Here is a 26,954-nt window from a genome sequence, read left to right as displayed (position 1 = left end):
ATTGAAAGAGGTGTTCATTATAAAAACAAATTATAAAAATGTAGAAAATAACTATGAAATTAATAACAAAATTGCTTTTATTACAATTTTAAAGAAAAATGGTGAAGAACTTACAACTAAAATAGATGTTGAAGATCTTAATAAAGTTAAAGAACTAGGTAATTGGTTCGCTGAATGGAACAAAGATCTTAATAGCTATATAGTACAAAATATAAGCTTAACTAAAATGAATAAAAAGTCTAAACCGCTAAAGCAAAGTTTACAATCTATAATTTTAGATACTAATCCAAAGACTCCTATTAGACATATTAATGGAGATACTTTAGATAATAGAAGATCTAATTTAGAAATAGTTGAACGTAACATAAGAAATGATTATGAAGTGGTTAATGATGATACTATAGCTATACTTTTAAGAGATAAATATGGTAAGGTACAAAATAAAGCATTAATATCTAAAGAAGATTTAAGAAAAGTAGTAACTGATACATATACTTGGGTGCTTCACAAAAATTATGATAATTTATGTGTTATTGCAAATACACCTAATGGTAGAATACATTTAGATAGGGTACTTATGAATCCTGATGAAAACCAAACAGTTCATCATATTAATCTTAATCCATTAGATAATAGAAGAAGCAATTTAGAAACAACAAGCATTTAATTCTATTATTCTCATAAAAATTTAGCCTATGTTTTACTAAAGTGTTATTACACTTAAAACATAGGCTAAATTTAAAATAAGCTATAAGTATACTTTTTTATACTTATAGCTTATTTTTTATATTAATATTATTTTAAAGTTATTCCTTGATTATCTTTTCCATGACAAATTGCTGCTGATGAACACCCAGAACACCCACAACCACAACTGCCTTCTCCATTTTTAGCTTTCTTTACTCTTTTGAACACTACTAATCCCATCATGAAAAATATAATACTAGCTATTATTATTGTAGCTAACATAAGTATCACCACCCCTTATAAAATTTATTAGTAGATAATTTTAAATAATTACCTACTAATATTTAACATACTATTTTATATAACTTAATTTAACATTACTATTTATATTTACTGATTTTTTATTTGATAATAGAATTCCAGCTATTATTGCTACTACTATAGCAATAGATATAAGTGCGCCTATTATATTTCCACCATAGAATAAAGCATTACCAACTTGATTTATTAATAATGCAACAAGATATGCTGTACCTGTTTGGAATCCTAATGTAATCCAAGTCCATTTCCATGAACCCATTTCTCTTTTAATTGCACCTATTGCTGCAAAGCAAGGAGCACAAAGCATATTAAATGCTATGAATGAAAATGCACTTACTGCTGTAAACATTCCTGCTACATTCATAAGAAGTGTTGGATCTTCTTCTGTTGCTTCTGCAATACCAAACAGTATACCAAATGTTGCTACAACATTTTCTTTTGCTACAAGTCCAGTGATTGTTGCAACCGCAGACTGCCAATTACCAAAACCTAATGGTGCAAAAATTGGTGCAAAAACATTTCCTATACTTGCTAGTATACTATCACCAGCATCTACCATTTCTAATGACCAATTAAATGATTGCATAAACCAAATTGCTCCACAAGCAACAAATATAATTGTACCAGCTTTTATAATAAATGCCTTTCCTCTATCCCACATATGCATAAGAACGCCTTTTAAACTTGGTATATGATATTGTGGAAGTTCCATAACAAATGGAGCTGGCTCTCCTTGAAATAGTTTAGTCTTCTTTAAAAGAATTCCACAAATAATTATCATTATAATTCCTAAAAAATATACTGATGGTGCTACCCATGATGCTCCACCAAATATTGCTCCTGCAAGCAATGCTATTATAGGAACCTTAGCACCACATGGAATAAATGTAGTTAACATAATTGTCATTTTTCTATCTCTATCATTTTCCATAGTACGAGTTGCCATAATTCCTGGAACTCCACAACCTGAACTGATAAGCATAGGTATAAATGATTTTCCTGAAAGTCCAAACTTACGGAATATTCTATCCATTATAAACGCAACACGTGACATATACCCACAATCCTCAAGTATTGATAATAGGAAGAATAATATCATAATTTGAGGTACGAATCCTAATACTGCTCCTACTCCACCAATCAAACCATCAACTACTAATCCTTGTAACCATTCTGCTACTCCTAACCCTTCAAGCCAAGTTGAAACATTTCCACTTATAATTTCTCCAAATAATGTATCATTTGTCCAATCTGTAGCTATAGTTCCAAGTGAACTTACAGCTATGTAATATACTCCCCACATAATTAATGCAAAAATAGGAAGCGCTAAAAAACGGTTTGTTACAATCTTATCAATTTTGTCTGATGTAGTTTCATCATTTTTATTATTCTTTCTTACTGCTTTAGAAACTACTTTTCCAATAAAATCATAACGTTCTCCCGTAATTATACTTTCACTATCATCATCAAGTTCATTTTCACATTTATTTATTATTTCTTCTACTTTATCTAACACATTTTTCGAAAATTTATTATTACTTAAAATATTTTTATCACGCTCAAAAAGTTTAATAGACAACCATCTAGTATCTATTTCATTCTTAAAACTGCTGTTATCTAAAGCTTGTTCAATATCTTTTATAGAACTTTCTACTTCTTGTGATAGCTCTAGCTTAAAGTTATTAGCATTTTCTTTTTTTGAAAGTTCAATTGCTTTTTCAACAACTTCTTTAATACCTTTTCCTTTTATAGCTGAAGTTTCAACAATTGGACAGCCTAATAGTTCTGAAAGCTTTTCTATCTTTAGCTTGTCACCATTTTTTTCAACAATGTCCATCATATTAAGTGCTAAAACTGTTGGAATTCCAAGTTCTAAAATTTGAGTAGTTAAATATAAGTTTCTTTCAATATTAGATGCATCAATTATATTAATTATTACATCTGGTTTATCATTCATCATAAAATCACGTGTCACAACTTCTTCAAGCGTATACGGTGAAAGTGAATATATACCTGGTAAATCTACAATTTCAACATCCTTATTCCATTTTAATTTACCACCCTTTTTTTCTACTGTTACCCCTGGCCAGTTACCTACATATTGTGTTGATCCTGTAAGGTCATTAAACATAGTTGTCTTTCCACAATTGGGATTACCTGCAAGACCTATCTTTATTGACATTTGTCTTCCCCCTTAATTTATATAGATTATCATTATCATTAAATGATTATAAAACAAAATCGCTAAAGCGACTTTAGATCTGTATCGATTTTTTACGCATCTGCCTTTTTGAACGTATGTGAGAAAAATATGGCAGGTGACTACAATTATCTTTTTTATTCTTCATGGTTCATTTGTTAACCTTTAGCTAAATTTATCTTTCAGTTATCCACAATCTTTCCAAGAATACAATTTTCTAAAGAATAAAAAAATACATTAATTTAATACTTACCCAACAATTATCATTTCTGCATCAGCTTTACGAAGTGATAATTCATAATTTCTAACTTTTATTTCAATTGGATCTCCAAGTGGTGCTACTTTACGTACAAATATCTCGCAGCCCTTAGTTATTCCCATATCCATAATACGCCTTTTAATAGGACCTACTCCTTGTATCTTAAGAACATTAACTGTTTGTCCACATTTAATATCTTTTAATGTATTCATTAATAATTCCTCCTTAAACTATTATTCTACTAGCCATAGCTTTATCTAATGCTATTCTACTTCCCTTTACTTTTATTATTAAACTTCCTGCAATTTCAGAAATAATGCTTACAGTTTCTCCTGCAATAAATCCTAAACTTGATAGGAACTTTTTAGTCTCATCATTACCTCTAATTTTTTTAATTGGCATACTTTGTCCTGTATTTGCTAATATTAATGGCATATTTTCTCCTCCTCATATTATGTACTTATACAAATATATATAGTACACCTTTTATGAAAATGAATAATCTTTTCTGTTGATAATTATTATCATGATGATATTATAACACTTTTATCCAAACTTGAAAATGATTTTCATTAATTTTGTCCTATTTTTAATTTTTATTTAAAATAAAACGTTTTCTGATGATGATTTATTATGTTTTTCTTTGTTAATATATAATATCTTTATTATTTTCTAATTTTAATCTTTTATATAATTTTCTCTACATAAAAAGGATATTAACTAGAGTCATTAGTTAATATCCCTAAACTTTAAACTTATCACCTTATTTTACTTGCATATATTTCCTGCTACATTTAATACATCCCAAGTTCTTGAAAATGGTGGTGAATAACATAAATCTAGCATTCCAAGTTCTTTAGTTGTTAATTTTCCAAATATGCATGCAGCAATAACATTAACTCTCTGTACAGCATCTTTATATCCTGCAACCTGTCCTCCTAATATTCTTTTACTTTTAGCTTCATAAATCAACTTAACATAGATCTTATTTTGACCTGGATAATAGTTAGTTTGATTCATATCTGTTATAAATTTAGTCTTATAATCTAATGCCATTTGTTTAGCCTTTTCTTCTGTAATACCAGTTCTTCCAGCTTCAATATCTAAAACTTTTATGCAACTAGATGATAATGAACCTTGAAATGGTAAATTAGTTCCCCCTAGATTTTCGCCAACAATACGTCCAAGTTTATTGGCACCTGTAGCAAGAGGTACATAACTTTTTTCATTTGTAACTATTTGATTTATTGTTGCACAATCTCCAGCTGAATAAACATCTTCAATTGATGTTTTACCATATTCATCTACAATAATTGCGCCATTAGATAACATCTCTATTCCACCATCTTTAATAAATTCTGTATTAGGTTTAACTCCAGTAGCTATAATTACTATATCCGCATTTATTTCTCTTTTATTAGTACGTATCTTGCTGACTTTATCGTTGCCTATAAATTCAGTAACAATTTCTTGTAAATATAAATTTACACCTTTATCTCTTAATTCTTGTTCTAATACTTCAGTAATTTCTTTATCAAAAACATCCTTTAATATTCGATCCTCCAATTGAAATACTGAAACTTCTTTCCCATTGCTTTTAGCTGCTTCTACTGCTTCTAGTCCAATAAATCCTGCACCTACTATTGCTATACTCTTATTATTTTTCTCCATTAAAAGTCTTTTTAAAATCTTTCCATCATCCATACTTTTTAATGTGTACACATTTTTTAAATTAACATTTTTAATTTGAGGTATTATACTCCTTGCACCTGTAGCTATCATTAATTTGTCATATTTATCATTAAATTGAGAACCCGCCTTCAGATTCTTTACTGTAACCAATTTATTTTTAAAATCTATATTAACAACTTCATGATTAGTTTTAACATCTACTCCACTTTTTATAAATTCTTCAGGAGTTCTTGCAATCATATTTTGTGAGTCTTCAAAAAAATTTCCTACGAAGTAAGGTAATCCACAAGCACCAAATGATACTATATCTGATTTCTCATAGATTACTATTTCAGCTTCAGGATTTACTCTTCTTAATTTTGCAGCTGCGCTTGTACCTGCTGCTATTCCACCAACAATTACTACTCTCATTTTTTTCCTCCTACTCTATATCAAACATTATATTTTCTATTTACCTTAACTCTTTATTACATAATAATATCTTTCTTTTAATTGGTCAATATTCTTATCAGATTACTCTTATTTACCTTAAATACTACACATACTTTAAAGTAGTGTTTATATTTTATCTTCTTTTCATTTAATTATTATGTTAAAATAATTTATATAGTAAATATTTCAAAAAGAGGTGTTAATTATGGATCGTATGAAATCAATGTTACTTACAGTCGGTATTATATTGGTATATTCAGTTGCCGTTGCACTAATCTATAAACTATATAAGAAATTCTCTGCTAAAAGAAAACGTAGATAAGCTTTACTATAAATATTTTCAATTTAAGAAAGATATAAAATTAATGAAATCGATTAATTTTATATCTTTTTTTGCAATGTTAAAAAAATTATTGATATATATAAGTGAATTAGACTAAATTATTAAACTTAGGAATACTAAAAATGAATATAATCCAATTATGATGCACTTTATCTATTAAATATATCACTGCAACCTAAAATATAGTCCTTGTAATATCTTACTAACATTTTATATTATTAATATTTAATAACTCTTTTAAATTATCTATCTTATAATCATATTTATCTAAATCACCAAATCCATAGCTGGCATATATAAATGGCACTCCTGCTTTCTCACTTGCTATTGCATCCCATTTAGTATCCCCTACATATGCTGGATTATTTAATTTATTTCTTTGTATTACTATTTTTATATTTTCAGCTTTTTCTAATCCTGTTCTACTTGGATCTTCAAAATCCAGAAAATATTTTTTTAAATTATGTGCCTCTAAAAAACATTGTATGTAGCCATCCACACAATTGCTAACTATAAATAATTTATATTTTTTATATAATTCTTTTATTGTATCTTGCAACTCTGGATATAATTTACCACCATATTTCAACAAATACTTTAATTCAATTTTAGTACATTCGTCTATTACATCTTTTCTCGATTTTTCACTTAACTGTGGGAAAAACTTTTCTAATATATCATCCATTGTCATTCCCATCACACTTTGAATTTCTTCAAGAGACATTCCTTTCTTAGTTTCATCGTATTTTGAAAAAACTTCATTCCAGCATATATAAAATGCTTCTGTAGCATCCCATAAAGTTCCGTCTAAATCAAATATAAGACTATCCATATAAATTCTCCTATCTATAAAATTCTTAATATTATTTATTTTCTCTAATTAAATATTTCTTTCCTTCTTAATTTTAAAATATAATTTTTATATTTTAAATACATGGATTTTTCAATATACATAATTTAAATTGGGTTTCTTTTATGGTATGAATTTATTTAAGATTTTATTCTAAAAATAAATTTATATATTTGTTTATATAATAGTACAAAACACACATTTTTTCCTAAAATACACTAATTCAAAGCCCTTGTATGGGAACATATGTTTGTGTATAATATTATTAAGAATATATGTTTAGATTAATATATAAGGATGTGTACACAAATGGAATTAATGGAAAAGCTAAAAATTCTTTCTGGAGCAGCAAAATATGATGTCTCTTGCTCATCATCAGGTTCTAAAAGAAAAAATAAAAACAATGGACTTGGAGATGCTTCTAGTAGTGGAATATGTCACAGTTTTACTTCAGATGGACGTTGTATCTCATTGCTTAAAATATTATTTTCAAATGATTGTGTTTTTGATTGTAAATATTGCATAAATGGTTCATCTAAAGATTTTTTAAGAGTTAGTTTTACTCCTGAAGAAGTATGTAACCTTACTATTAATTTTTACAAACGTAATTATATAGAGGGGTTATTCTTAAGTTCTGCTATTATAAAAAATCCTAATTATACTATGGAACTTTTACTTAAAACTGTGAAAAAATTAAGACTAGAAGAGAAGTTTAATGGATATATTCATTTGAAAGCGATTCCTGGCGCTGATCAAAAATTAATAAATGAAGCTGGAAAATATGCTGATAGAATGAGTGTAAATATAGAATTACCTTCAAATGATAGTTTAAAATTATTAGCTCCTCAAAAAAATAAAGATAGTATATTAAAACCTATGAATACTATAAAAAATTCTATAATTAATTATAAAGAAATGAAAAAAAACATAAAAAGTACACCTTTATTTGTTCCTGGTGGGCAAAGCACTCAATTAATTGTTGGTGCTACCCCTGAAAGCGATGCTAAAATATTAAATTTATCGCAAGCATTATATGATAACTATAATTTGAAAAGAGTTTATTATTCTGCATATGTTCCTGTTGTAAAAGATAATCCCCTTCTACCTGTGATAAGTCATCCTCCTGTTCTTAGAGAGCATAGACTTTATCAAGCTGATTGGTTAATTAGGTTTTATGGATTTAGGGCAAATGAATTATTAAAAAATAGTACAGATAATTTTGATTTAAATTTTGATCCTAAAACTTCTTGGGCTTTATCTAATTTAAATGATTTTCCTGTAGAAATAAATACTGCATCATATGAAAAATTATTAAGAATTCCTGGTATTGGTGTTACTTCTGCTAAAAAAACATTAAAGATCAGAAGAGTTCATAGATTAACTTTTGAAGACTTGAAGAAATTAAGAGTTATTTTAAAAAGATCTAAATATTTTATAACTTGTGACGGTAAATATTATGGAAATATTTCTTTTGATGATTTAATAATAAAAAATAAATTATTAGAAGATTCCTATAAACCATCTTCCAAAATAAATATTAATCAAATATCATTTTTTGATTCTTTTGAAATGAACACTAAGACCTTAAGTGATAAAATAACTTCTATAAATGGAGATTTTTAATTATGAAAATACTAATATATGATGATACTTTCTTTGGGCTTTTAAATGCTTTATATAAAAGTTTTAATTATGATCAGACAAATTTATTTATATGTAGTAAAAAAAATAATATACCCTTGCTTGGAAGCGAAATTATTAATATAAATACTAATTCTCATATTGCTGAGAAAGTTCAAAATACCATAATTTATAAAATAGACAAATTAGCTCTAAAAAAAATCTATATTGTATATTTAAGCAATTACGAAAATAAAGAAATGCTCTTACTTAAATATTTAAAAATTGCTTTTAAATTAAACAAGGACGTTCATTCTTTTTTAAACATTGATGAAGTTAGGCTTATAGATACCATTAATAAAAAAGTAACTTATGAAAGTCATAGATTTAAAGGATTTATTAGATTCAACCTTATAAATAATAAATTTTTCTATTCTTCTATTGAACCTGATAATGATATATTAGAACTTATAGCTGACCATTTTAAGAAAAGATTTAAAAATGAATACTTTATAATTCATGATTTGAATAGGGAAAAAGCAATAATTTATAATAAAATAAATTATGAAATAATTCCTCTTGATTTAAGAGATTATGAAAAATTGAAAACACATTCTGATAACTACGGTACACTTTGGAGCACATATTTCAAATCTACAGCTATAGTTGAAAGAAAAAATCTAAAATTACAAAGTAGAATGATGCCAAAAAGATATTGGAAGCACATAATAGAGGTTAATGACTAAAATTTATATTCTAATCATTAACCTCTCTAGACATTAGATAATTTTGTATTTACACAGAATTATCTATACTCTCACTTCTCTAGTATATCTATAAGTAAAACTTATCATAGTAATTAAACTTAACCTACTAAAATTCTATTCTACCAAATAGATAATCTATCTTTTACTTTTATATACATATCATCATTTTCAGTTACATTATAAATTTCATAGAATTTTTCAAATTGTTGTAATACTGTATTTACTCTAATATCACTAGGTGAATGGCTGTCTATTTTTAATAATAATACTTTATATTCTTCAGTAGTTACATCTCTCCATACTCTAGCAAAATTTCTAAAAAACTCATCATAATTTACATTAGGTATTTCATCTAAAATATCTAACATACAAGTCATAGATCCAATATCCGCAATATTTTCACCTAAAGTAATTTCCCCATTCACTTTTATCCCAGGTAATGCTTCTATATTTCCATAAACCTCTTCTATTCTTTTAATTTTATCTTCATATTTTTTATAATCTTCATCATTCCACCAATTTTTTATTTTTCCATTTTCATCAAACTTAGATCCATTATTATCAAAAGCATGAGTAATTTCATGTCCAATAATAACTCCTAATCCACCTAAATTTTTTTCCTTACTTTCATTTATATCATAGAACGGTGCTTGCAATATAGCTGCTGGAATTGTAATTTCATTGCTCTCAGCATCATAATATGCATTAACATCTTCTGGTGATATTTTGTTAAATGATTCTCTAGAACTTATAGGTTGTTTATATGAAAATTTCTCTAAATTTATTATATTTTCAAGAAGTGATCCACCTTCTTTATATGACTTTATTTCTAAGTTTGAATAATCTGTCCATTCTTCTGGATAACCTATATTTACTTTTATATTATTTAACTTTTTAATAGCATTATCTTGAGTCGAAGCACTCATCCAATCAAGATTTTTAATTCTATTTGAATAAGTATTTATAATTTCTTCAGTAATATTTTTCACATCATTTTTTATCTCTTCACTAAAGACCTCTTCTACATATAATTTACTTAAAGCTGAATTGAAATTCTTTTTTACAAGTTCTTTAGTTTCATCTTCTAATGATATACTATCTATATCGTATAATGATTTTTGTAAAGCTAAATATTCATTTCTAAAATTTTCACTTAGATATTTACTTGCAGCAGAAATCATACAAACTTCAGTATAATCTTTTATTACTTGCAAATTTTCTTCACTATATAACTCATTTAATTTATCTAACCATTTAGGTTCAAATAAAATTACTTTGTCTACATTTTCATATCCAAGGTTTTTTATTATATATGATAAATCTAAATTACTTGAGAGTTCATTAATATCACTGATTTTATAAGTTTTATAGTTATTTTTTTGGTTATTATAATACTCTGCAAATTCATTAACACCTATAATAGATGGTGCTAATTGATTTTCAAAATAAAATAAATTATTAACTTTTATTATCGATTCTTCTCTAGAATATCCACTTAACATTAATATATTGACTAAGTATCTTTCCATATTTTCTCTATTATCTTTAGTTTTATCTGTTTCATTTCTATATTGATCTGAATCCCCTAGAACTAATCTGGTTGATGAAATATATAGTGCATTGTTCTTCTCATCATAAATATCGCTTCCAACACTAAAATTAATTAAATTACTAAATATATTTATCGTTGGATCGCCTAATAATTTTGTAAGCTCATTTATATTTTTAGCTTCCTTTATTTTATTTGTATATTTCTTTATAGGTTCTGCACCTTGATTATTTCTTTCTGAAATATTAATAGAATTATTATATAAATTTATTATCTTCTTTTCGTCTGTATTACTTAAATATTTATCTTCATGAATTAATAAATCATTAAATATTCTTTTTGCGTCATTATTAACCTTATCCTTTGTTTCAGTAAAAGTACTTTTAGCTTCCTCATCTTGTTTAAGTATTGATTTTTTTAGCCATTCCTTATTAACAGCTTCATAGAAGTTGTCTTGTAGCCTTATTTCATTATTGCTCTGCGTAATTACTTCACTTGCAAATACATTATAATTTATAAATGAATTTATAATAAACACAGATAATATTAAAGCTAATGCACGTGCTGTTTTTTTATACTTTATCATATTAGTCCCCTTCACATTTTATATTATATGTTAATTATATAAAAAACATCTACTTAATAATAGCATTATTAAACAGATGTTCTTTATTTAAGTATAATTTAAGATAAAATTAATATTTATTTGCATACATTTTAGACTTAAAAATATATGTTTTTCACAAGAATCACTTTATCTCTCTATATGCATATTATATTTATTAAGCAATCAAAATGAAGGGATGAAAAAATTTTATGTACAAAAATGATAATTGTACCTATAAATTAAAAGAATATGCACGTGCATATATAATGCCTCAACCTTATGAAAATCTATTCACATGTAAAGAAGGCTTTGTTAAAGGAACTATTTTTAAAGACCTTTACCAACCTTATAATGAAAAGAAAAAAAGTAAATGTTAATGTGGGGTGATATATTATGTATGAAAAAGATTTATTAGATAGTATAAGAATTTATCAATTTTCAGCTGTTGATCTAAATTTATTCCTTGATAATTTTCCTGATAATGAAAATGCAAAAAAAGACTATGATATAGTATCAGCTAAATTAACTTGTTTAACTAATGAATACGAAAAAAATTTCGGTCCTTTAACTAATTTTGGTACTTCTTTTAAGGAAGATCCACGTTATTGGATAGAAAAATCTTGGCCTTGGGAAAAAGAAAATTAGGAGGAATAAAAGATTATGTGGTATTATGTTAAAACATTAGAACATCCAATAAATTTAAAATGTAAAGATTTAAAAATGGCTAAATATCTAGTATCTCAATATGGTGGCCCTGATGGTGAATTAAGTGCCGCACTTAGATATTTAAATCAACGTTATACAATGCCTACTGGAAAATCCAAAGGCTTACTTACAGATATAGGTACAGAAGAAATGGCCCATGTAGAAATGCTTGCTACTATGATTTATCAACTTATGGAGAATGCAACATTAGATGAACTTAAAGAAGCAGGACTTGGTGGACATTATGTTGATCATGGAAAAGCATTATTCTATACTGATGCTACTGGAAACCCTTGGACTGCAACTTATATCCAAGCAAAAGGAGATGTAATTGCAGATTTACATGAAGATATGGCAGCAGAACAAAAAGCTAGAGCAACTTATGAACATTTAATTCAATTAACTGATGAACAAGATATTAAAGATGTTTTAAAATTCTTAAGAGAAAGAGAAGTTGTACACTATCAAAGATTTGGTGAAGCTTTAATGAACGTCCAAGATCATTTATGTAATAAATAATATTTCTTCAAATTTTGTGCTCTATTTTAAATTAATGTTTATATTACAATATCAACACACTTTTAAAATAATGCAAAATTTTTAAAACTTTCATAATTAAAATGAAGTTTAAAAAATCTCTACAGTTTTATTTCTGTAGAGATTTTTAAGTTGTTTAATTAAAAATGTACTCCATTCCAATAAACACATTGCTTTACTATTGTTTTTTCTGGGAATTCTATTCCTTCTAGTGCCCACTTTTTATATTCTTCAAATCCAACTCTATCTATGATATATCCTATATGTTCTTTGCCACCTGGAGCACTTTTATCTATATACTTAGCCACAAATTTATAAGTGTTCAATATTATCTTAATTATACTTTGTTCATCTGACCAAATTAAGAAATCTTCAGCAAGACGTGGGTTTCTTTTACCGCTTCTACCCATTATAACTAATTTATAATATTTTTCTTTACTTCTTGTCCACGCACCAGTAGGACAATTTATAACACATTCCCCACATCCAATACATTTTTCTTCATTTCTTACTACTTTATAATTTACTGTTTTAAGTGCATCTACTGACTTCTTCTTGCAAGCTCTTACACATGCCCCACAGCTTACACATCTCTCTTTATCATACTGTGGTTCAGTCATTCCTATTATCCCAAAATCATGCATTCTAGCTTTTATACAATCGTTTGGGCACCCAGTAAGTGCTATCTTAAAGTGTAGATCATTGGGAAATATAGCTTTTTCTATTCTTTTAGCAAAATTAGTTGTATTATAATTTGCAAATGGGCAAACATTATTACCAATACATGCTGATACATTTCTAGTTCCAGCAGATGTATATCCCTTTCCTGGTATTTCTTGATTTATACCTAAGCTTTCTATAATTGGCTGTAATAATTCATTTACCTTATCAATATCTTCATATTTTATTCCTGGTATTTCAAATCCTTGACGTGTTGTTATATGCACACTTCCATCACCATACATTTGCGATATTTCTTGTATCTTGCCTAATAAATCTGCTTGTAAATGTCCTCCTGGAACTCTAACTCTAGAAGCAGTTAATCCCCTTACTTTAGTAACTCTAAAAGCATTTTTCTTGATTTTTTTTGTATTTAAATCCATAATTAACTCCTCCTAGTCTAGTAAAGACTTACCTTTTGAATAATTAAAAACAGGTCCATCTAAACAAATATAAGTATCATCTATTTTACAGTGTCCACATTTTCCTATTCCACAGCACATTTTTCTTTCTTGAGAAATCCATATATTTTTTTCTTCTATTCCAAGTTTTAAAAATTCTGCAACTGTGAACTTCATCATGATAGGAGGTCCAACTACAATAACAGCAACATTATTTAAATCTTTTATATCAAGTTCTGGTATATATTTAGTAACTAATCCTACTTTTCCATCATAACTTTCATCAGCATTATCTACTGTGATAATAGCATTTATTTTATCGTTCCAATCTTTTATATCTGATTTAAATAAAATGTCATTAGGAGATTTAAAACCTGCTATTAATGTAAAACTATTAATTTTATCTATATTATTTGCAAAATAATCAACTACTCCTTTAACTGGAGATAAACCTGTCCCACCTGCTACAATAATTAAATCTTTTCCCTTATATTCATTTACATCAAATCCATTTCCATAGGGACCTCTTAGATATAATTTATCACCTACATAATTATTGAATATTTCATTAGTAACTTTTCCAACTCTTCTTATTGTTAAGTCAACAGTATTTTCTTCAATACCACTTACTGAAATAGGCGCTTCTCCAAACTTAGGCAATGATACTTCAAAAAATTGTCCTGGTTTTACATCACCTGAAAATTCCATTCTGAAAGTATATTCAATATCTGTATGTTTAATAACTTCCTTAATTTCTGATAAAAAAGGAATATATTCATTTTTACTCATTAGAAGACACCTCTTTCATTCCATTTTCTAATTTATTTACGCAATTAGAGAAAGATATATATTCGGGACAAATATCATCACATCTTCCGCATCCAACACACATGTGATATCCCCATTTCTTTTTATAATCATATACTTTGTGCATAACTTTAAATCTCATACGTTGCCCTTTGTCAGCTCTAAAAGTATGTCCACCAGCCATCTCAGTAAATCCATCTACTTGACATGAAGCCCATACCCTACGTCTTTCACCTGCTTTTCCATTATCAGTGTAGAATATATCTTGCATTGTAAAGCAAGTACAAGTTGGACAAACAAAATTACATCTACCACATGCAATACAACGTGTACTATAATCTTCCCACATTTTTGAATTTATAATATCTAATGAAAGATTCTCTGGTACTGAAACCTTTTTATTGTTTTCACTTACAAAGTCAGGCTTCACTTCTACATTTTCACCAATTGAAAATAGTTTTATGAACTCTTCTTCTTTAGTATCTATATATACTTCATCACCTATAACTTTTAAATATGCCGCATATTCATCAGTTTTATTAGTTTCCATACTTACACAAAAACATTTTTCAAATGATTTTTCACATCCAATTAAAATGAACTTAGTTTTTTCTCTTAATCTCTTATAATAAAAATCTTCATGTCCATTTTTTAAATAAATATCATCCATACGTTTTATAGCATGTAAATCACAACTTCTTAAAAATACTATTGCGCCTTTTTTAGAAGTCTTAGCTTCTTTTATCTCATCCTCTGTAAAGAAGAACAATGTTTCAGATATTGGTAATAAAATTTCTTTAGATGAATATTCAGCTTTTTTATCAAAAACTATTTCATCTATATTTTCTACCTTTCCATACCTAATTCTATCTGTATCAGAATAAGTTCCTTCTCCTAGAAATAGCTTAGGCGCATATATATCATATTCTCTTGATAAATTATCAAAAATATTATTTACATCAGTTTTATTTAATTTATATCCCATAATGATATCCCCTTACTTCTTTTTTGATATTAAATAGTATGGAACTGCTAAAAATATAGCTCCTCCAATGATATTTCCAAGTGTTACAACTATGATGTTATATAAATATCCCATTACACTTACATCTGCTGCACCTGGTGAAAGTAATCCTACTGTTAAAAGTGTCATATTAGCTACACTATGTTCAAATCCAGCTGTTATAAACACAAATAAACACCAAAATATCATAATTAACTTAGCGACTTCATTCTTACAACGAAAACTACACCATACAGCTAAGCAAACTAGTATATTACAAAGTATACCTCTCATTAATAATGGTAAAAAAGGCACACTCATTTTCACCGCTGAAGTACTAGCAATAAACTCTCCTACTGGACCTGTTGCAAGACCTGTTAAATAAAACATAGCTCCTGTAATTATAGATCCAACTAAATTTCCTAAAAAACAAAGCCCCCAAACTTTAAGTGTATCACTCCAAGTTACTTCACCACTTAAGGATCCTGCTGTCATAACAAAATTATTTCCTGTAAAAAGTTCTGATCCTGCCATTACTACTAAACTAAGTGCTACTCCAAAAGATGCTCCCATAATTACTTTAGTAAATGGTGATCCTGCACTACTTAAAAGTCCACCTATTGTAAATATAAGTATTATTCCCATTCCTACATAAGCACCTGCAAGCATTGAGCTAATAAAATAACCTAATTTATTATTTTTTAGTAAATTAACCTTTGCTTTTGCAGCTACTACTACACTGTTAAATTCTTCACAAAACACCGTATTAAATCTCCCTTCATAATTGCGATTTTAAATTATGCTTTCCATTAATCTAAGTATATATTCTAAAGAATTAAAGCACCGTGATATTAATCACGGTGCTTTAAAAAACTGCGATAATTTTTCCTGATTCTTTACTATTATCTGCTTATTTTTATATTCAATTAAATTTTCATTACATAATATTTTTAATGCCCTAGATATTGTTTCCCTTTTCGAACCTAATAAATCTGCTAAATAGGTAATAGTTATCTTTTTATCAACTACTACTTCACCGTTTTTTTCAATTCCATAATCCTTGCTTAATTTCCACAGTTTTGCACATAATCGTTTTTCCATTTTTATAACGCCTGTTGAATTTTTAATCTGCCTATATAACCTTCTTACTTTCATTGATAATGAGCACATTACATTTTTGGTTAATGTAAAATCCACTTCCATAAGTTTCAAGAATTCCTCTTTATTGAAACTTAAAATTTCTGCTTCTTCGAAAACTTCACAATTAATGGATGATGGTAATTCCTGTATTATAACATCATTAATCATCTTACCTTTTCCTAAAATAAAGATGGCTCTCTTATGTCCACATTCATTTGATTTATACAATGATACTGTACCACTTAATACTACATATAAATTTTTCACATCTTCTTTATCTCTAAAAATATGCCTCCCTGAAGGGTATTTAATTAAAATTCCCATTTCAATAATTTTATTCAAAGAATCATCACATATATTTTTAAAAATTTCTAAATTTCTAAGTTCCTGTATGGTAACATTATTCATAATTCCTCCAAAATATATATTCTAATAATATTTAATATATTTTTTAACTTAATGCTAGCTTTTAAGTTTCGGCAAGAATCTTACCTATATCTCTTAAATCATATTCACCCAATCCTTTGATTTCTTTTTTGAATTTTTTAGATTGAATTATCTCAATTATTAACTTATAAAGTGGATATTTTAAAGAGGATTTTTTTATAATCAAATCATATCGTTCTTCTTGTATAGGTACAAAATCAATCTCACTCACTTGATGGGCAACCTTTTCTATTCCTATCCCTAAGTCTCCATCCCCCACAGCTATACTGCTTGCTACTGCTAAATGAGAAGATTGTTCAAAGTTATAACCTTTAATAGACTCGCCTTCAACATTGTATAATCTTAACTTCTCATCTAACAATACTCTAGTACCTGATCCTTTTTCTCTATTCACTATACTTATATCATTTTTTATTAAATCATTCCATGTTGTTATGTTATGTGGATTTCCCTTAGCTACATAAAAACCTTGTCTTCTATAAGCTAAATTAATTATTATGCAGGGAATTCCTGGAATTAATCGTCTTACATAAGCTGTATTATATTCATTTGTATCACCATCCCAAAGATGTGATGACGATATTGATATCTTATCATTATATAAATCACACAAGCTCGTGTAACTACCAACATTTGAACGTAAAACTCTAATATTATCAGTTTTTTCTTCAATATGACGAGCTAAAACATCTAAAATAATATCTTGTCCTGAAATTATGATATCATTTTCTACTTTAAATTCAGAATTTATATTCACATTATTATTTAAATAACTTTTTGTGATATTCTTACTATTTCTTGAAGAAGATTTTTGATCATTTATATATTCAAAAACATCTTTTTCATCTATCCTTAATTTTTTTCCTATCTTATATCCAGGTAATTCGCCTCTCTTTACAAGTTCATAAACTGTATTTTTATTTATTTTTAATAATTCTGATACTTCAAGTGCAGTCAATGATCTTTCTGAGTCCACAATTAATCTCCCCCTTGTATAATCTAGTTGTAACATTTCATAGAAAGCTATTTATCTTTCTAACGAATATTTCACTTCTTATTAATTTTATCATTAAGAAATAATAGTTGCTATAAAATATTATGTTTACCAAGGAAAATTTTGTTATTTTAGCAATTATGTTGTTGAATCAATTCTTAAATAATGGTAAAATTATTAAAAATATACAAAACAGTGTAAAACTCAATAAAACTATACAAAACAATGTTAAAAGGGGAGATATTTATGAAAAACAAAATTTTAATCGCATTATTAGCAGTTACATCTTGTATCGTATTACTTTCAGGATGTGCAAAAAAGGAAACAAAAAATAGTTCTGCTCAATCTAACAACTCTGAAAAAATAGAACTTAACATTTCAGCAGCCGCTAGCTTAAAAGAAGCTATGGCTGATATTCAAGAAAAGTTCAAATCTATTGCACCTAATGCTGATCTTGTTATAAATTATGGTTCATCAGGTTCTTTACAACAACAAATCGAACAAGGTGCTCCTTGTGATATCTTTATTTCAGCTGGTCAAAGTCAAATGAAAAAATTAGATGAAGAAAATTTATTACTTGAATCTACAAAAAAAGATTTAGTAAAAAATGAATTAGTTCTTATTGGTCCTAAGTCTACAACTATTACTAGTATAAATGATTTAAAAACAGATAAAGTAAAAAAAATTGCAGCTGGTGAACCATCAAGTGTACCTGCTGGAAAATATGCTGATGAAACTTTCAATAATTTAAACATAAAATCTGATATAGAATCAAAATTAGTATTTGCAAAGGATGTAAAGGAGGTACTAGCTTGGTCTATATCCGGTAATGCTGATGTTGGGTTTGTTTATTTAAGTGATGCTTATAATAATAAGGATGCTAAAATAATTGAAACTATTCCTGAAACATGCCATTCTCCTATTACTTATCCTATTTCTATAGTAAAAAATACATCAAAATCAGATGTTACAAAACAAGTTGATACTGCAAAACAATTTGAGGATTTTTTATTTACAGATGATGCTAAAAATATTTTTGAAAAATATGGCTATAAATCTATAGACTAATTAATTATGAGGAGGAATTAATATGGGTATGGACCTTTCACCATTATGGATATCTTTAAAAACATCTTTAGTTGCGACATCTCTTACCTTTGTATTAGGTATTATTGTTTCATACTGGATAGCAAATTTTAATGGAAAACTCAAAGGATTACTTGATGGTTTATTAAATTTACCATTAATTCTTCCTCCAACTGTTGTTGGCTTCTTTTTACTTCTTATATGTGGTAAAAATGGATTTATAGGAAAGTTATTTTTAATATTTGATAAATCTTTAATATTTTCTTGGACAGCCACAGTAATAGCTGCAGTAGTTGTCTCTTTTCCAATGATGTATAGAACAACTAGATCTGCCTTTGAACAAATAGACACTAACATCATTTCAGCTGCTAGAACACTGGGATTAAGTGAACTACAAATATTCTATAAAATTGCTATTCCATTATCTTGGCCTGGAATAATAGCAGGGTTAGTATTATCTTTTGCTAGAGCTATGGGGGAATTTGGTGCTACTTTAATGATTGCAGGTAATATCCCTGGAAAAACTCAAACTATGCCACTAGCAATATTTTTTACAGTGGAAGGTGGTGACATGCAGAAAGCCCTTTTATGGGTTATCATAATCGTATCACTATCATTATTTATGATTATTTTATTAAATTATTGGTCAGACTTACAACTTAAACTCATTGGAAGGAGAATTAAGTAATATGTCTTTATATGTAAACATAAAAAAAGAATTATCTTCAATTTCTTTGAATGTAGAATTTAATCATAAAAAAGGAATATTAGGATTTCTAGGGGCATCTGGTTCAGGTAAAAGTATGAGTTTAAAATGTATTGCTGGTTTAGACAAGCCCGAACAAGGAAAAATAATATTAAATGATACTATTCTATTTGATTCAAAAAAAAACATATCTGTTTCATGCAAAAACAGAAAAATAGGTTTTTTATTTCAAAACTATGCCTTATTTCCCAATATGACTGTTGAAGAAAATATTAAAGTTGGACTATTAAATTCAAAAAAAACTAATGTTAATAATTTGGTTAATAAATATATAAATAGATTTGGATTAAGTGGATTAGAAAAAAATTATCCTTGGCAGTTATCTGGTGGGCAACAACAAAGAGTTGCTTTAGCTAGAGCTTTAATTACTTCTCCGGATATACTACTTTTAGATGAACCTTTTTCAGCTTTAGATCATCACCTTAGACATAACATGGAAAAAGAATTATTGTCTATTCTAAAAAATTATGATGGTACTGTTATTTTTGTTACTCATGACATAGAAGAGGCCTATAGAGTATGTGATAATATAATTGTCTATGATAATGGTACTGCTCTTAATATGAGAGAGAAAAAATCATTATTTAATGCTCCAAAATCACTTGCCGAAGCAAGATTAACTGGTTGCAAAAATATATCTCATATAAAAATAATTGATAATAATAAAATCTATGCTGAAGACTGGGGACATGAATATATTATAAAATCTAATTGTGATATAAATAATACTAGTTATATCGGTATAAGAGAACACAATATAAAATTATGTAATGATAAAAATATTGCTAATGCATTTCCATTTATAGTTGAAAATATAATAGAAAATCCATTTGATTATACAATATATCTTAAAAATCCTAATAAAACAACTTCTAACTTAATAAACTTTAGGCTTACTAAAGATCTCATTGATTTTCACAAAGGAGATTTAATATATCTTACATTTTCTACTGATGATTTATTCTTATTTTAAGATTATTTAAAATTAAGATATATCACTTATTTAATAATGCTTAACTAACTTTCAAGCTTTTTAGTTGATAGGAAAGAATTTAGACTTGAAAATTTTGGTTAAAATTCTCAAAAACTTTCTAAAAATATATATTTTTAAATTCCTGTACATTGAAAAAGAGGATTCACATTTTAATGAATCCTCTTTTATAGATTAGCCTCTATTTTAAATATGTGTATATATCAATACGCTACTAAAGCACAGCCATAAGTTAAAATAAATGTAATTTGATACAACCATTTTTATTTTACTAAATATTTATTTACTTTGTAAATATTCATCTATAGCTTCTGCTGCCTTCTTACCAGCACCCATTGCAAGTATTACTGTTGCAGCACCTGTAACAGCATCTCCACCTGCATAAACACCTTCTTTAGTAGTTAAGCCATTTTCATCTGCAACTAAACACTTCCACTTATTAACTTCTAATCCCTCAGTTGTTGAAGAAATTAATGGATTTGGTGAAGTTCCAAGTGACATTATTACAGTATCTACATCCATAATAAATTCTGATCCTTCAATTTCAACTGGTCTTCTTCTTCCAGATTCATCAGGCTGACCAAGTTCCATCTTAACGCACCTCATACCATTAACCCATCCATTTTCATCTGTTAAGATTTCTTTTGGATTAGTTAATAAATCAAAAATTATTCCTTCTTGCTTAGCATGATGAACTTCTTCAATTCTTGCTGGAAGCTCTGATTCACTTCTTCTATATACTATATGACTTTCAGCTCCAAGTCTTAATGCAGTTCTTGCAGCATCCATAGCAACATTTCCGCCACCAACTACTGCAACTTTTTTACCATTCTTAACAGGAGTATCATATTCATCTAAATATGCTTTCATTAAGTTAACTCTTGTTAAAAATTCATTTGCAGAGAATACTCCATTTGCATTTTCTCCATTTATACCCATGAATTTAGGAAGACCTGCTCCTGATCCTATAAATACGGCTTCAAACTTTTCATCTTCAAAAAGTTCATCTACAGTTATAGTTTTTCCTATTATAACATTAGTTTCAATTTTAACACCTAATTTTTTAATGTTTTCAACTTCATTTTTAACTACTTTTTCCTTTGGAAGTCTAAATTCAGGTATACCATATTCTAAAACTCCACCAGCTTTATGTAAAGCTTCAAATATAGTAACATCATATCCCTTTTTAGCTAAGTCTCCAGCACAAGTTAATCCAGAAGGACCACTTCCTATTACTGCAATTTTTTTACCATTTGAAGGAGCTGTTTCACTTAAGTCAATATTGTGTTCTGCAGACCAATCAGCTGTAAATCTTTCTAGTTTACCAATTGATACTGGTTCACCTTTTATTCCTAATACACACTTACCTTCACATTGGCTTTCTTGTGGACATACTCTACCACATACAGCAGGAAGTGCACTATATTTTGCAATTTCCTTTGCTGCATCTTCAAATTTATTATCTTTTATGTGTGATATAAATCCTGGAATATTGATAGCTACTGGACATCCTTCTATACATTTAGGATTCTTACAATTTAAACATCTTGAAGCTTCTTTTTTAGCTTCTTCTTCATTATATCCTAAACATACTTCTTCAAAGTTTGTTGCCCTAACTTTTGCATTTTGTTCTCTTACAGGAACCTTAACCATTCTATCTTTCATATCCATTATTTATCACCTCCGCAACCACAGCCACCATGACTATGAGTATTTCCTTCTTCAACCTTTAATTGTGCTCTACCTTCTTCACTCTTATACATAGCTTGTCTTCTCATTGATTCATCAAAATCAATTAAATGTCCATCAAATTCTGGTCCATCAACACAAGCAAATTTAACTTCATTTCCAACTGTAACTCTACAAGCACCACACATACCTGTACCATCTACCATAATAGGATTTAAGCTAACAGTTGTTTTAATTCCAAGTTCTTTAGTTAATGCTGCCATAAATTTCATCATTATCATAGGTCCAATAACCACTGCGTGATCATACTTCTTTCCGTCATTAACTAGACTTTGTAAACAATCAGTAACTCTACCATTAAATCCATAACTTCCATCGTCTGTTGATATATATAAATTTCCTGCAACCTTTTTCATTTCTTCTTCTAATATTAAAAGTTCTTTATTTCTAGAACCAACTATAACGTCTACATTAATACCATTTTCGTGCATCCATTTAACTTGAGGATAAACTGGTGCAGCACCAACTCCACCTGCTACAAAAATAATATTTTTCTTTTTTAATTCTTCTAAATCTTCATGAATGAATTCAGTTGGTTGTCCTAAAGGTCCAACAAAGTCACTTACATAATCATTAACTTCATATTGTGCTAATTCCTTTGTACTTTTTCCAACAGTTTGAAAAACTATTGTTACTGTTCCTTTTTTACTATCATAGTCTGCAATAGTTAAAGGAATTCTTTCACCTTTGTCATCATTTTTTATTATTATGAATTGACCAGGTTTTGCTGATTTTGCTACTCTTGGAGCTTCTATATCCATTAAAAAAATATTATTTGTAAGCTCTCTTTTACTAACTATCTTATACATTTTTGTTCCCCCTGTTCAGATTTTATATGCATACTATAAATATACACTAATTGGATAATTTTTTAAAATGTTTTTTGAAATTTTACTTAATTAATATTTTATTTTACTAAAATGTATATTTTTTAAATATTTTCTATTTATTTATAATTTTTTGTTTTAAATATGTGTTGATATATGTAATAGGTAAAGTGGCACTATAATCATTTTAGTGTTCCTAAGTTCAATTACTCCATCCATTTTGCATATACATATATCAACACTCAGCTAAAACATAATCTAAAAATAAAAAACTAACTTAATAAAATTCAAATAAAATTCCATTAAATTAGTTTTTTATTATATTTTAAATAAACATCTCTTTAATATCTACTTCTTTCTTTTAAAGCTCTTTGCATTTCTCTATTATGAGCTTTTTCTAACATAGAATCTCTTTTATCATAATCTTTCTTACCTTTACAAATACCCAAAGCTACTTTAACTTTCCCAGCTTTTAAGTATAATGTTAATGGAATTAAAGTATATCCATCTCGAGATACTAGACCTGCTAGTCTATGAATTTCTGATTTGTGTAATAATAATTTTTTTTCTCTTAAAGGCTCAACATTAAATATATTGCCTTGTTCATACGGACTTATATGCATACTTAATATAAAAATTTCACCATTTCTAATATCTGCATAGGATTCTTTTAAATTAGCTCTACCATTTCTAATAGATTTTACTTCCGTGCCAACCAATGCAATACCAGCTTCAATAGTTTCTTCTATAAAATACTCATGTCTTGCTTTTCTATTTTCTGCTAAAGTATTTGAACTTTTTTTTCTTACCATTTAATCACCCACAAATAATCATAAATTTTAATGTATAACTCTATTTTAACAGAGTGTTGATATATAAATAAGTAAAGCTACTCTGATTACATATACCAACACACATTTAAAACATAGCCTAATGTATAATTTAGGTTTCATACTAACTCTTATATAAAATTATAATATAAGTAGTATTTTTAATCAATTAATAGATATTTAACTAAGAATGGGCTCTTCTTCTGAAGATAAAAGTTCTTTTATAATTTCTTTACTATTTTTTTCTTCTTTATCTTCATCTATTTTTGTTGACACTAGTTTAAAGTAAACTTCTCTATTATCTATATCAACCTTAACACATTTTACTGTTACTTCGTCTCCAAGTTTATGCATATTCTTTGTCTTTTCACCAATTAACGCTAAGTGTGCTTCATCAAATATATAGTAATCATCATCTAGCTCAGTAACATGAACTAATCCTTCAATAGTGTTTGGTAATTCAACAAACATTCCAAATGATGTAACAGAAGATATCATTCCAGTAAATTCTTCTCCTATTTTATCAAGCATATACTCAGCTTTCTTTAAATCATCAACTTCCCTTTCTGCTTCTTGAGCTACTCTTTCTTTTTCAGATGATTGTTTTGATGCTACATCAACTATTGGTACTAATTTTTTAAATCTTGCATCATCAATTTCTCCATTAAGATGTTCTTTTATTATTCTATGAATTTGTAAGTCAGGATATCTTCTTATTGGAGATGTAAAGTGACAATAATACTGTGCAGCTAATCCAAAGTGACCTACACATTCTGGTGCATAACGTGCTTGCATCATTGATCTTAATAATAATGTACTTACTATTGTCTCTTCTTTTTTTCCTTTAACTTGTTCTAATATACTTTGTAAAGTTTTTGGATTTACATCTTCACTCCAATTAATTTTATATCCTAAATTATATATAAATTCTTTAAATTTAACTAACTTTTCTTCATCTGGAGTTTCATGAACTCTGTATACAAAAGGAAGTTTGCTCCAGAACATATGCTCAGCAACTGTTTCATTACAAACTAGCATAAATTCTTCTATAATTTTATTAGCTATTTCACGTTCATATGGTTTTATATCTATTGGTTTTCCCATTTCATCTAAGATTATCTTTGATTCTTCAAAGTCAAAGTCAATGGCTCCTCTTTTCATTCTCTTACTTCTTAATATTAAGCAAAGTTCTTCCATTAACTTAAAATCATCACAAAGATAATCATATTTTTTTATTAATTCTTCATCATTATCTCTTAATATCTTAGTAACATCAGTATATGTCATTCTTTCACTTGTTTTAATAACACTTTCCATTATCTCATGATCTACAACTGTTCCTTTATTGTTTATTACCATAAAGCAACTTAATGCTAACCTATCAACCTTTGGATTTAATGAACATATCCCATTAGATAATTGTTTAGGTAGCATAGGAATAACTCTATCTATTAAATAAACAGATGTAGCTCTTTTCAAAGCTTCCTTATCTAATATATTATTTTCTCTAACATAATGAGTAACATCTGCAATGTGAACTCCTAATTTAAAGTTTCCATCTTCCAATTTTTCTATAGATACAGCATCATCTAAATCTTTAGCATCTTCTCCATCTATAGTTACCATTCTAAGATCTCTTAAATCTACTCTTCTTTTATATTCTTCAGGCTTTATAGTTTCTGGAATTTGTTCTGCAAATTTTAAAACTTTTTTACTGAATTCTTCTGGTAAACCAAATTTTCTTATAATTGTTAAAATGTCAATACCTTTATCGCCTTTTTTACCTAATACTTCTTTTATTAATCCTTCTGGACTTCTTTTTCTATCAGGCCATTTAGTTATTTCTACTATAACTACATCCCCATTTTCTGCTCCATTTCTATCCTTTTTAGAAATAAAAATATCTTGAGTAATTCTTGTATCTTCTGAAACAACAAACCCAAAGTTTTTATTATCTTCATATATTCCTACTATTTTAGTTGTATTTCTTTCAAGGATTTTATAAACTTCGCCTTCTCTTTTTTTAGTATTTGAGTTTTCTCTTGTTATTTGAACTTGTATTTTATCTCCATTTATTGCTCCATTCATACATGAACTTGGGATAAATACATCATTTTCTCCTTCTACATCCGGTATTAAAAATCCAAATCCCTTTGGATGTGCTTGAAGCCTTCCAGTAATTAAGCCTACACTCTCTTCTATTACTCCTACACTCTCTGCTATAATATATTTATTTTTTTGAGTACTTGAAATCAAGCCTTCATTTTCCATAATTTTTAATATCTTTTTGAAATCACCATATTCATGTGATTTTATATCAAAAACAAGAGCCAACTCTTCAATAGTCATTGGATTGTATGCAGGTTCTTTCATAAAACTTAATAATGTTTCTTTTATTGTCATGACACGTCCTCCTGTTATCTTAACTGATAGCAAATATTTCTATTATATTAAGTATATACTACCACAATAACATTTTATAATATATATTTTTTATAATTATCTTTAGTATTTGCTTATAAATTAAAATTTATTTGATTTTAAGAAAAAAAGACTGCAAATTATTAATTTGTAATTAAATTTAACTCTGTTTTAAATGTGTGTTGATATATGCAATAGGTAAA

At 27.5% G+C, this 26,954-nt stretch carries 26 protein-coding genes; 9 read left to right on the top strand and 17 right to left on the bottom strand.

Annotated elements, in window-relative coordinates:
- Nucleotides 1–10: 10 nt before the first annotated feature.
- Nucleotides 11–667, top strand: coding sequence for a hypothetical protein (locus NG904_RS12660; protein WP_252212096.1), 657 nt, complete (start codon nucleotides 11–13; stop codon nucleotides 665–667).
- A gap of 128 nt (nucleotides 668–795) precedes the next feature.
- On the opposite strand, the gene NG904_RS12655 is transcribed toward NG904_RS12660, so the two are convergent.
- The 6 genes from NG904_RS12655 to NG904_RS12630 form a co-directional block, all read right to left on the bottom strand.
- Nucleotides 796–969: a FeoB-associated Cys-rich membrane protein gene (locus NG904_RS12655; protein WP_252231837.1), complete on the bottom strand. Its 174-nt coding sequence runs from the start codon at nucleotides 967–969 to the stop codon at nucleotides 796–798.
- A 70-nt stretch (nucleotides 970–1,039) separates the two neighbouring features.
- On the bottom strand, nucleotides 1,040–3,190 hold the full coding sequence (gene feoB, locus NG904_RS12650; protein WP_252211990.1) for a ferrous iron transport protein B: 2,151 nt from the start codon (nucleotides 3,188–3,190) through the stop codon (nucleotides 1,040–1,042).
- A 267-nt stretch (nucleotides 3,191–3,457) separates the two neighbouring features.
- Nucleotides 3,458–3,679: a FeoA family protein gene (locus NG904_RS12645; RefSeq protein WP_252211988.1), complete on the bottom strand. Its 222-nt coding sequence runs from the start codon at nucleotides 3,677–3,679 to the stop codon at nucleotides 3,458–3,460.
- A 13-nt stretch (nucleotides 3,680–3,692) separates the two neighbouring features.
- On the bottom strand, nucleotides 3,693–3,902 hold the full coding sequence (locus NG904_RS12640) for a FeoA family protein (RefSeq protein ID WP_252211986.1): 210 nt from the start codon (nucleotides 3,900–3,902) through the stop codon (nucleotides 3,693–3,695).
- 333 nt (nucleotides 3,903–4,235) lie between these two features.
- A complete protein-coding gene (locus tag NG904_RS12635) occupies nucleotides 4,236–5,570 on the bottom strand; it encodes a CoA-disulfide reductase (protein ID WP_252231836.1) in 1,335 nt (444 codons plus the stop codon).
- Between the two features lie 566 nt (nucleotides 5,571–6,136).
- Nucleotides 6,137–6,766, bottom strand: coding sequence for an HAD family hydrolase (locus NG904_RS12630; RefSeq protein ID WP_252231835.1), 630 nt, complete (start codon nucleotides 6,764–6,766; stop codon nucleotides 6,137–6,139).
- Between the two features lie 327 nt (nucleotides 6,767–7,093).
- Here NG904_RS12630 and NG904_RS12625 point away from each other — a divergent pair, with 327 nt between their 5' ends.
- Nucleotides 7,094–8,407 (top strand): putative DNA modification/repair radical SAM protein, encoded by a 1,314-nt coding sequence (locus NG904_RS12625; protein ID WP_252231834.1) that lies wholly within the window; start codon nucleotides 7,094–7,096, stop codon nucleotides 8,405–8,407.
- 2 nt (nucleotides 8,408–8,409) lie between these two features.
- Nucleotides 8,410–9,150 (top strand): TIGR03915 family putative DNA repair protein, encoded by a 741-nt coding sequence (locus NG904_RS12620; protein WP_252231833.1) that lies wholly within the window; start codon nucleotides 8,410–8,412, stop codon nucleotides 9,148–9,150.
- Between the two features lie 140 nt (nucleotides 9,151–9,290).
- Here NG904_RS12620 and NG904_RS12615 read toward each other — a convergent pair whose 3' ends face one another.
- Nucleotides 9,291–11,306: a M13-type metalloendopeptidase gene (locus NG904_RS12615; RefSeq protein WP_252231832.1), complete on the bottom strand. Its 2,016-nt coding sequence runs from the start codon at nucleotides 11,304–11,306 to the stop codon at nucleotides 9,291–9,293.
- A gap of 230 nt (nucleotides 11,307–11,536) precedes the next feature.
- Between NG904_RS12615 and NG904_RS12610 the strand changes: the two genes are divergently transcribed.
- From NG904_RS12610 to NG904_RS12600, 3 genes are read left to right on the top strand one after another with little or no spacing between them, the layout of a single operon-like run.
- Complete coding sequence (locus NG904_RS12610) at nucleotides 11,537–11,704, top strand: spore coat associated protein CotJA (RefSeq protein WP_205455213.1); 168 nt, start codon at nucleotides 11,537–11,539, stop codon at nucleotides 11,702–11,704.
- 16 nt (nucleotides 11,705–11,720) lie between these two features.
- Nucleotides 11,721–11,972, top strand: coding sequence for a spore coat protein CotJB (locus tag NG904_RS12605; protein ID WP_205455214.1), 252 nt, complete (start codon nucleotides 11,721–11,723; stop codon nucleotides 11,970–11,972).
- Nucleotides 11,973–11,987: 15 nt separating this feature from the next.
- On the top strand, nucleotides 11,988–12,551 hold the full coding sequence (locus NG904_RS12600; RefSeq protein WP_205455215.1) for a manganese catalase family protein: 564 nt from the start codon (nucleotides 11,988–11,990) through the stop codon (nucleotides 12,549–12,551).
- Nucleotides 12,552–12,709: 158 nt separating this feature from the next.
- On the opposite strand, the gene asrC is transcribed toward NG904_RS12600, so the two are convergent.
- The 6 genes from asrC to NG904_RS12570 form a co-directional block, all read right to left on the bottom strand.
- Entirely contained in the window at nucleotides 12,710–13,672 is a 963-nt protein-coding gene (asrC, locus tag NG904_RS12595) for a sulfite reductase subunit C (RefSeq protein ID WP_252231831.1), read from the bottom strand.
- 12 nt (nucleotides 13,673–13,684) lie between these two features.
- Nucleotides 13,685–14,479, bottom strand: coding sequence for an anaerobic sulfite reductase subunit AsrB (asrB, locus tag NG904_RS12590; protein WP_252231830.1), 795 nt, complete (start codon nucleotides 14,477–14,479; stop codon nucleotides 13,685–13,687).
- Nucleotides 14,472–15,482 carry an anaerobic sulfite reductase subunit AsrA gene (asrA, locus tag NG904_RS12585; RefSeq protein WP_252231829.1) on the bottom strand — a complete coding sequence of 337 codons (1,011 nt, stop codon included), beginning with the start codon at nucleotides 15,480–15,482 and terminating at the stop codon, nucleotides 14,472–14,474. The genes asrB and asrA overlap by 8 nt, the downstream gene beginning before the upstream one ends.
- A gap of 12 nt (nucleotides 15,483–15,494) precedes the next feature.
- Nucleotides 15,495–16,262, bottom strand: coding sequence for a formate/nitrite transporter family protein (locus NG904_RS12580; protein WP_252231828.1), 768 nt, complete (start codon nucleotides 16,260–16,262; stop codon nucleotides 15,495–15,497).
- Nucleotides 16,263–16,355: 93 nt separating this feature from the next.
- Nucleotides 16,356–17,048 (bottom strand): Crp/Fnr family transcriptional regulator, encoded by a 693-nt coding sequence (locus NG904_RS12575; protein ID WP_252231827.1) that lies wholly within the window; start codon nucleotides 17,046–17,048, stop codon nucleotides 16,356–16,358.
- A 61-nt stretch (nucleotides 17,049–17,109) separates the two neighbouring features.
- On the bottom strand, nucleotides 17,110–18,063 hold the full coding sequence (locus tag NG904_RS12570) for a helix-turn-helix transcriptional regulator (RefSeq protein WP_252231826.1): 954 nt from the start codon (nucleotides 18,061–18,063) through the stop codon (nucleotides 17,110–17,112).
- 264 nt (nucleotides 18,064–18,327) lie between these two features.
- Between NG904_RS12570 and modA the strand changes: the two genes are divergently transcribed.
- Genes modA through NG904_RS12555 form a run of 3 tightly spaced genes read left to right on the top strand, consistent with a single transcriptional unit; the run spans nucleotide 18,328 to nucleotide 20,906 of the window.
- Nucleotides 18,328–19,149, top strand: a complete 822-nt coding sequence (gene modA, locus NG904_RS12565) for a molybdate ABC transporter substrate-binding protein (RefSeq protein ID WP_252231825.1) — start codon at nucleotides 18,328–18,330, stop codon at nucleotides 19,147–19,149.
- Between the two features lie 22 nt (nucleotides 19,150–19,171).
- Complete coding sequence (gene modB, locus NG904_RS12560) at nucleotides 19,172–19,855, top strand: molybdate ABC transporter permease subunit (protein ID WP_252231824.1); 684 nt, start codon at nucleotides 19,172–19,174, stop codon at nucleotides 19,853–19,855.
- Between the two features lies 1 nt (nucleotide 19,856).
- A complete protein-coding gene (locus NG904_RS12555) occupies nucleotides 19,857–20,906 on the top strand; it encodes a sulfate/molybdate ABC transporter ATP-binding protein (RefSeq protein WP_252231823.1) in 1,050 nt (349 codons plus the stop codon).
- A gap of 297 nt (nucleotides 20,907–21,203) precedes the next feature.
- Here the strand turns inward: NG904_RS12555 and gltA are convergent, their stop codons facing one another.
- The 4 genes from gltA to rnr form a co-directional block, all read right to left on the bottom strand.
- Complete coding sequence (gene gltA, locus NG904_RS12550; RefSeq protein WP_252231822.1) at nucleotides 21,204–22,595, bottom strand: NADPH-dependent glutamate synthase; 1,392 nt, start codon at nucleotides 22,593–22,595, stop codon at nucleotides 21,204–21,206.
- Complete coding sequence (locus tag NG904_RS12545; RefSeq protein ID WP_252231821.1) at nucleotides 22,595–23,482, bottom strand: sulfide/dihydroorotate dehydrogenase-like FAD/NAD-binding protein; 888 nt, start codon at nucleotides 23,480–23,482, stop codon at nucleotides 22,595–22,597. The genes gltA and NG904_RS12545 overlap by 1 nt, the downstream gene beginning before the upstream one ends.
- 359 nt (nucleotides 23,483–23,841) lie before the next feature.
- Nucleotides 23,842–24,312 (bottom strand): SsrA-binding protein SmpB, encoded by a 471-nt coding sequence (smpB, locus tag NG904_RS12540; RefSeq protein ID WP_003373284.1) that lies wholly within the window; start codon nucleotides 24,310–24,312, stop codon nucleotides 23,842–23,844.
- Nucleotides 24,313–24,510: 198 nt separating this feature from the next.
- Nucleotides 24,511–26,733: a ribonuclease R gene (gene rnr, locus NG904_RS12535; RefSeq protein WP_252231820.1), complete on the bottom strand. Its 2,223-nt coding sequence runs from the start codon at nucleotides 26,731–26,733 to the stop codon at nucleotides 24,511–24,513.
- Nucleotides 26,734–26,954 lie beyond the last annotated feature (221 nt).

It is taken from the genome of Clostridium sp. ZBS15 (assembly GCF_023845705.1).
Taxonomy (GTDB): domain Bacteria; phylum Bacillota; class Clostridia; order Clostridiales; family Clostridiaceae; genus Clostridium; species Clostridium aquiflavi.
The sequence above is the reverse complement of the archived record's forward strand: the minus strand, read 5'-3'. Positions and strand labels throughout refer to the sequence as shown.

What these genes read in the sequence shown, in the direction of transcription:
- NG904_RS12640 (WP_252211986.1), bottom strand. Translation starts at nt 3,902, where the DNA reads ATGCCATTAATATTAGCAAATACAGGACAAAGTATGCCAATTAAAAAA.
- asrA (WP_252231829.1), bottom strand. Translation starts at nt 15,482, where the DNA reads ATGGGATATAAATTAAATAAAACTGATGTAAATAATATTTTTGATAAT.
- NG904_RS12555 (WP_252231823.1), top strand. Translation starts at nt 19,857, where the DNA reads ATGTCTTTATATGTAAACATAAAAAAAGAATTATCTTCAATTTCTTTG.
- modB (WP_252231824.1), top strand. Translation starts at nt 19,172, where the DNA reads ATGGGTATGGACCTTTCACCATTATGGATATCTTTAAAAACATCTTTA.
- asrC (WP_252231831.1), bottom strand. Translation starts at nt 13,672, where the DNA reads ATGGATTTAAATACAAAAAAAATCAAGAAAAATGCTTTTAGAGTTACT.
- NG904_RS12645 (WP_252211988.1), bottom strand. Translation starts at nt 3,679, where the DNA reads ATGAATACATTAAAAGATATTAAATGTGGACAAACAGTTAATGTTCTT.
- asrB (WP_252231830.1), bottom strand. Translation starts at nt 14,479, where the DNA reads ATGAGTAAAAATGAATATATTCCTTTTTTATCAGAAATTAAGGAAGTT.
- feoB (WP_252211990.1), bottom strand. Translation starts at nt 3,190, where the DNA reads ATGTCAATAAAGATAGGTCTTGCAGGTAATCCCAATTGTGGAAAGACA.
- gltA (WP_252231822.1), bottom strand. Translation starts at nt 22,595, where the DNA reads ATGGATATGAAAGATAGAATGGTTAAGGTTCCTGTAAGAGAACAAAAT.
- modA (WP_252231825.1), top strand. Translation starts at nt 18,328, where the DNA reads ATGAAAAACAAAATTTTAATCGCATTATTAGCAGTTACATCTTGTATC.
- NG904_RS12635 (WP_252231836.1), bottom strand. Translation starts at nt 5,570, where the DNA reads ATGAGAGTAGTAATTGTTGGTGGAATAGCAGCAGGTACAAGCGCAGCT.
- NG904_RS12605 (WP_205455214.1), top strand. Translation starts at nt 11,721, where the DNA reads ATGTATGAAAAAGATTTATTAGATAGTATAAGAATTTATCAATTTTCA.
- NG904_RS12615 (WP_252231832.1), bottom strand. Translation starts at nt 11,306, where the DNA reads ATGATAAAGTATAAAAAAACAGCACGTGCATTAGCTTTAATATTATCT.
- NG904_RS12575 (WP_252231827.1), bottom strand. Translation starts at nt 17,048, where the DNA reads ATGAATAATGTTACCATACAGGAACTTAGAAATTTAGAAATTTTTAAA.
- NG904_RS12620 (WP_252231833.1), top strand. Translation starts at nt 8,410, where the DNA reads ATGAAAATACTAATATATGATGATACTTTCTTTGGGCTTTTAAATGCT.
- rnr (WP_252231820.1), bottom strand. Translation starts at nt 26,733, where the DNA reads ATGACAATAAAAGAAACATTATTAAGTTTTATGAAAGAACCTGCATAC.
- NG904_RS12630 (WP_252231835.1), bottom strand. Translation starts at nt 6,766, where the DNA reads ATGGATAGTCTTATATTTGATTTAGACGGAACTTTATGGGATGCTACA.
- NG904_RS12655 (WP_252231837.1), bottom strand. Translation starts at nt 969, where the DNA reads ATGTTAGCTACAATAATAATAGCTAGTATTATATTTTTCATGATGGGA.
- NG904_RS12610 (WP_205455213.1), top strand. Translation starts at nt 11,537, where the DNA reads ATGTACAAAAATGATAATTGTACCTATAAATTAAAAGAATATGCACGT.
- NG904_RS12600 (WP_205455215.1), top strand. Translation starts at nt 11,988, where the DNA reads ATGTGGTATTATGTTAAAACATTAGAACATCCAATAAATTTAAAATGT.
- smpB (WP_003373284.1), bottom strand. Translation starts at nt 24,312, where the DNA reads ATGGTAAGAAAAAAAAGTTCAAATACTTTAGCAGAAAATAGAAAAGCA.
- NG904_RS12545 (WP_252231821.1), bottom strand. Translation starts at nt 23,482, where the DNA reads ATGTATAAGATAGTTAGTAAAAGAGAGCTTACAAATAATATTTTTTTA.
- NG904_RS12625 (WP_252231834.1), top strand. Translation starts at nt 7,094, where the DNA reads ATGGAATTAATGGAAAAGCTAAAAATTCTTTCTGGAGCAGCAAAATAT.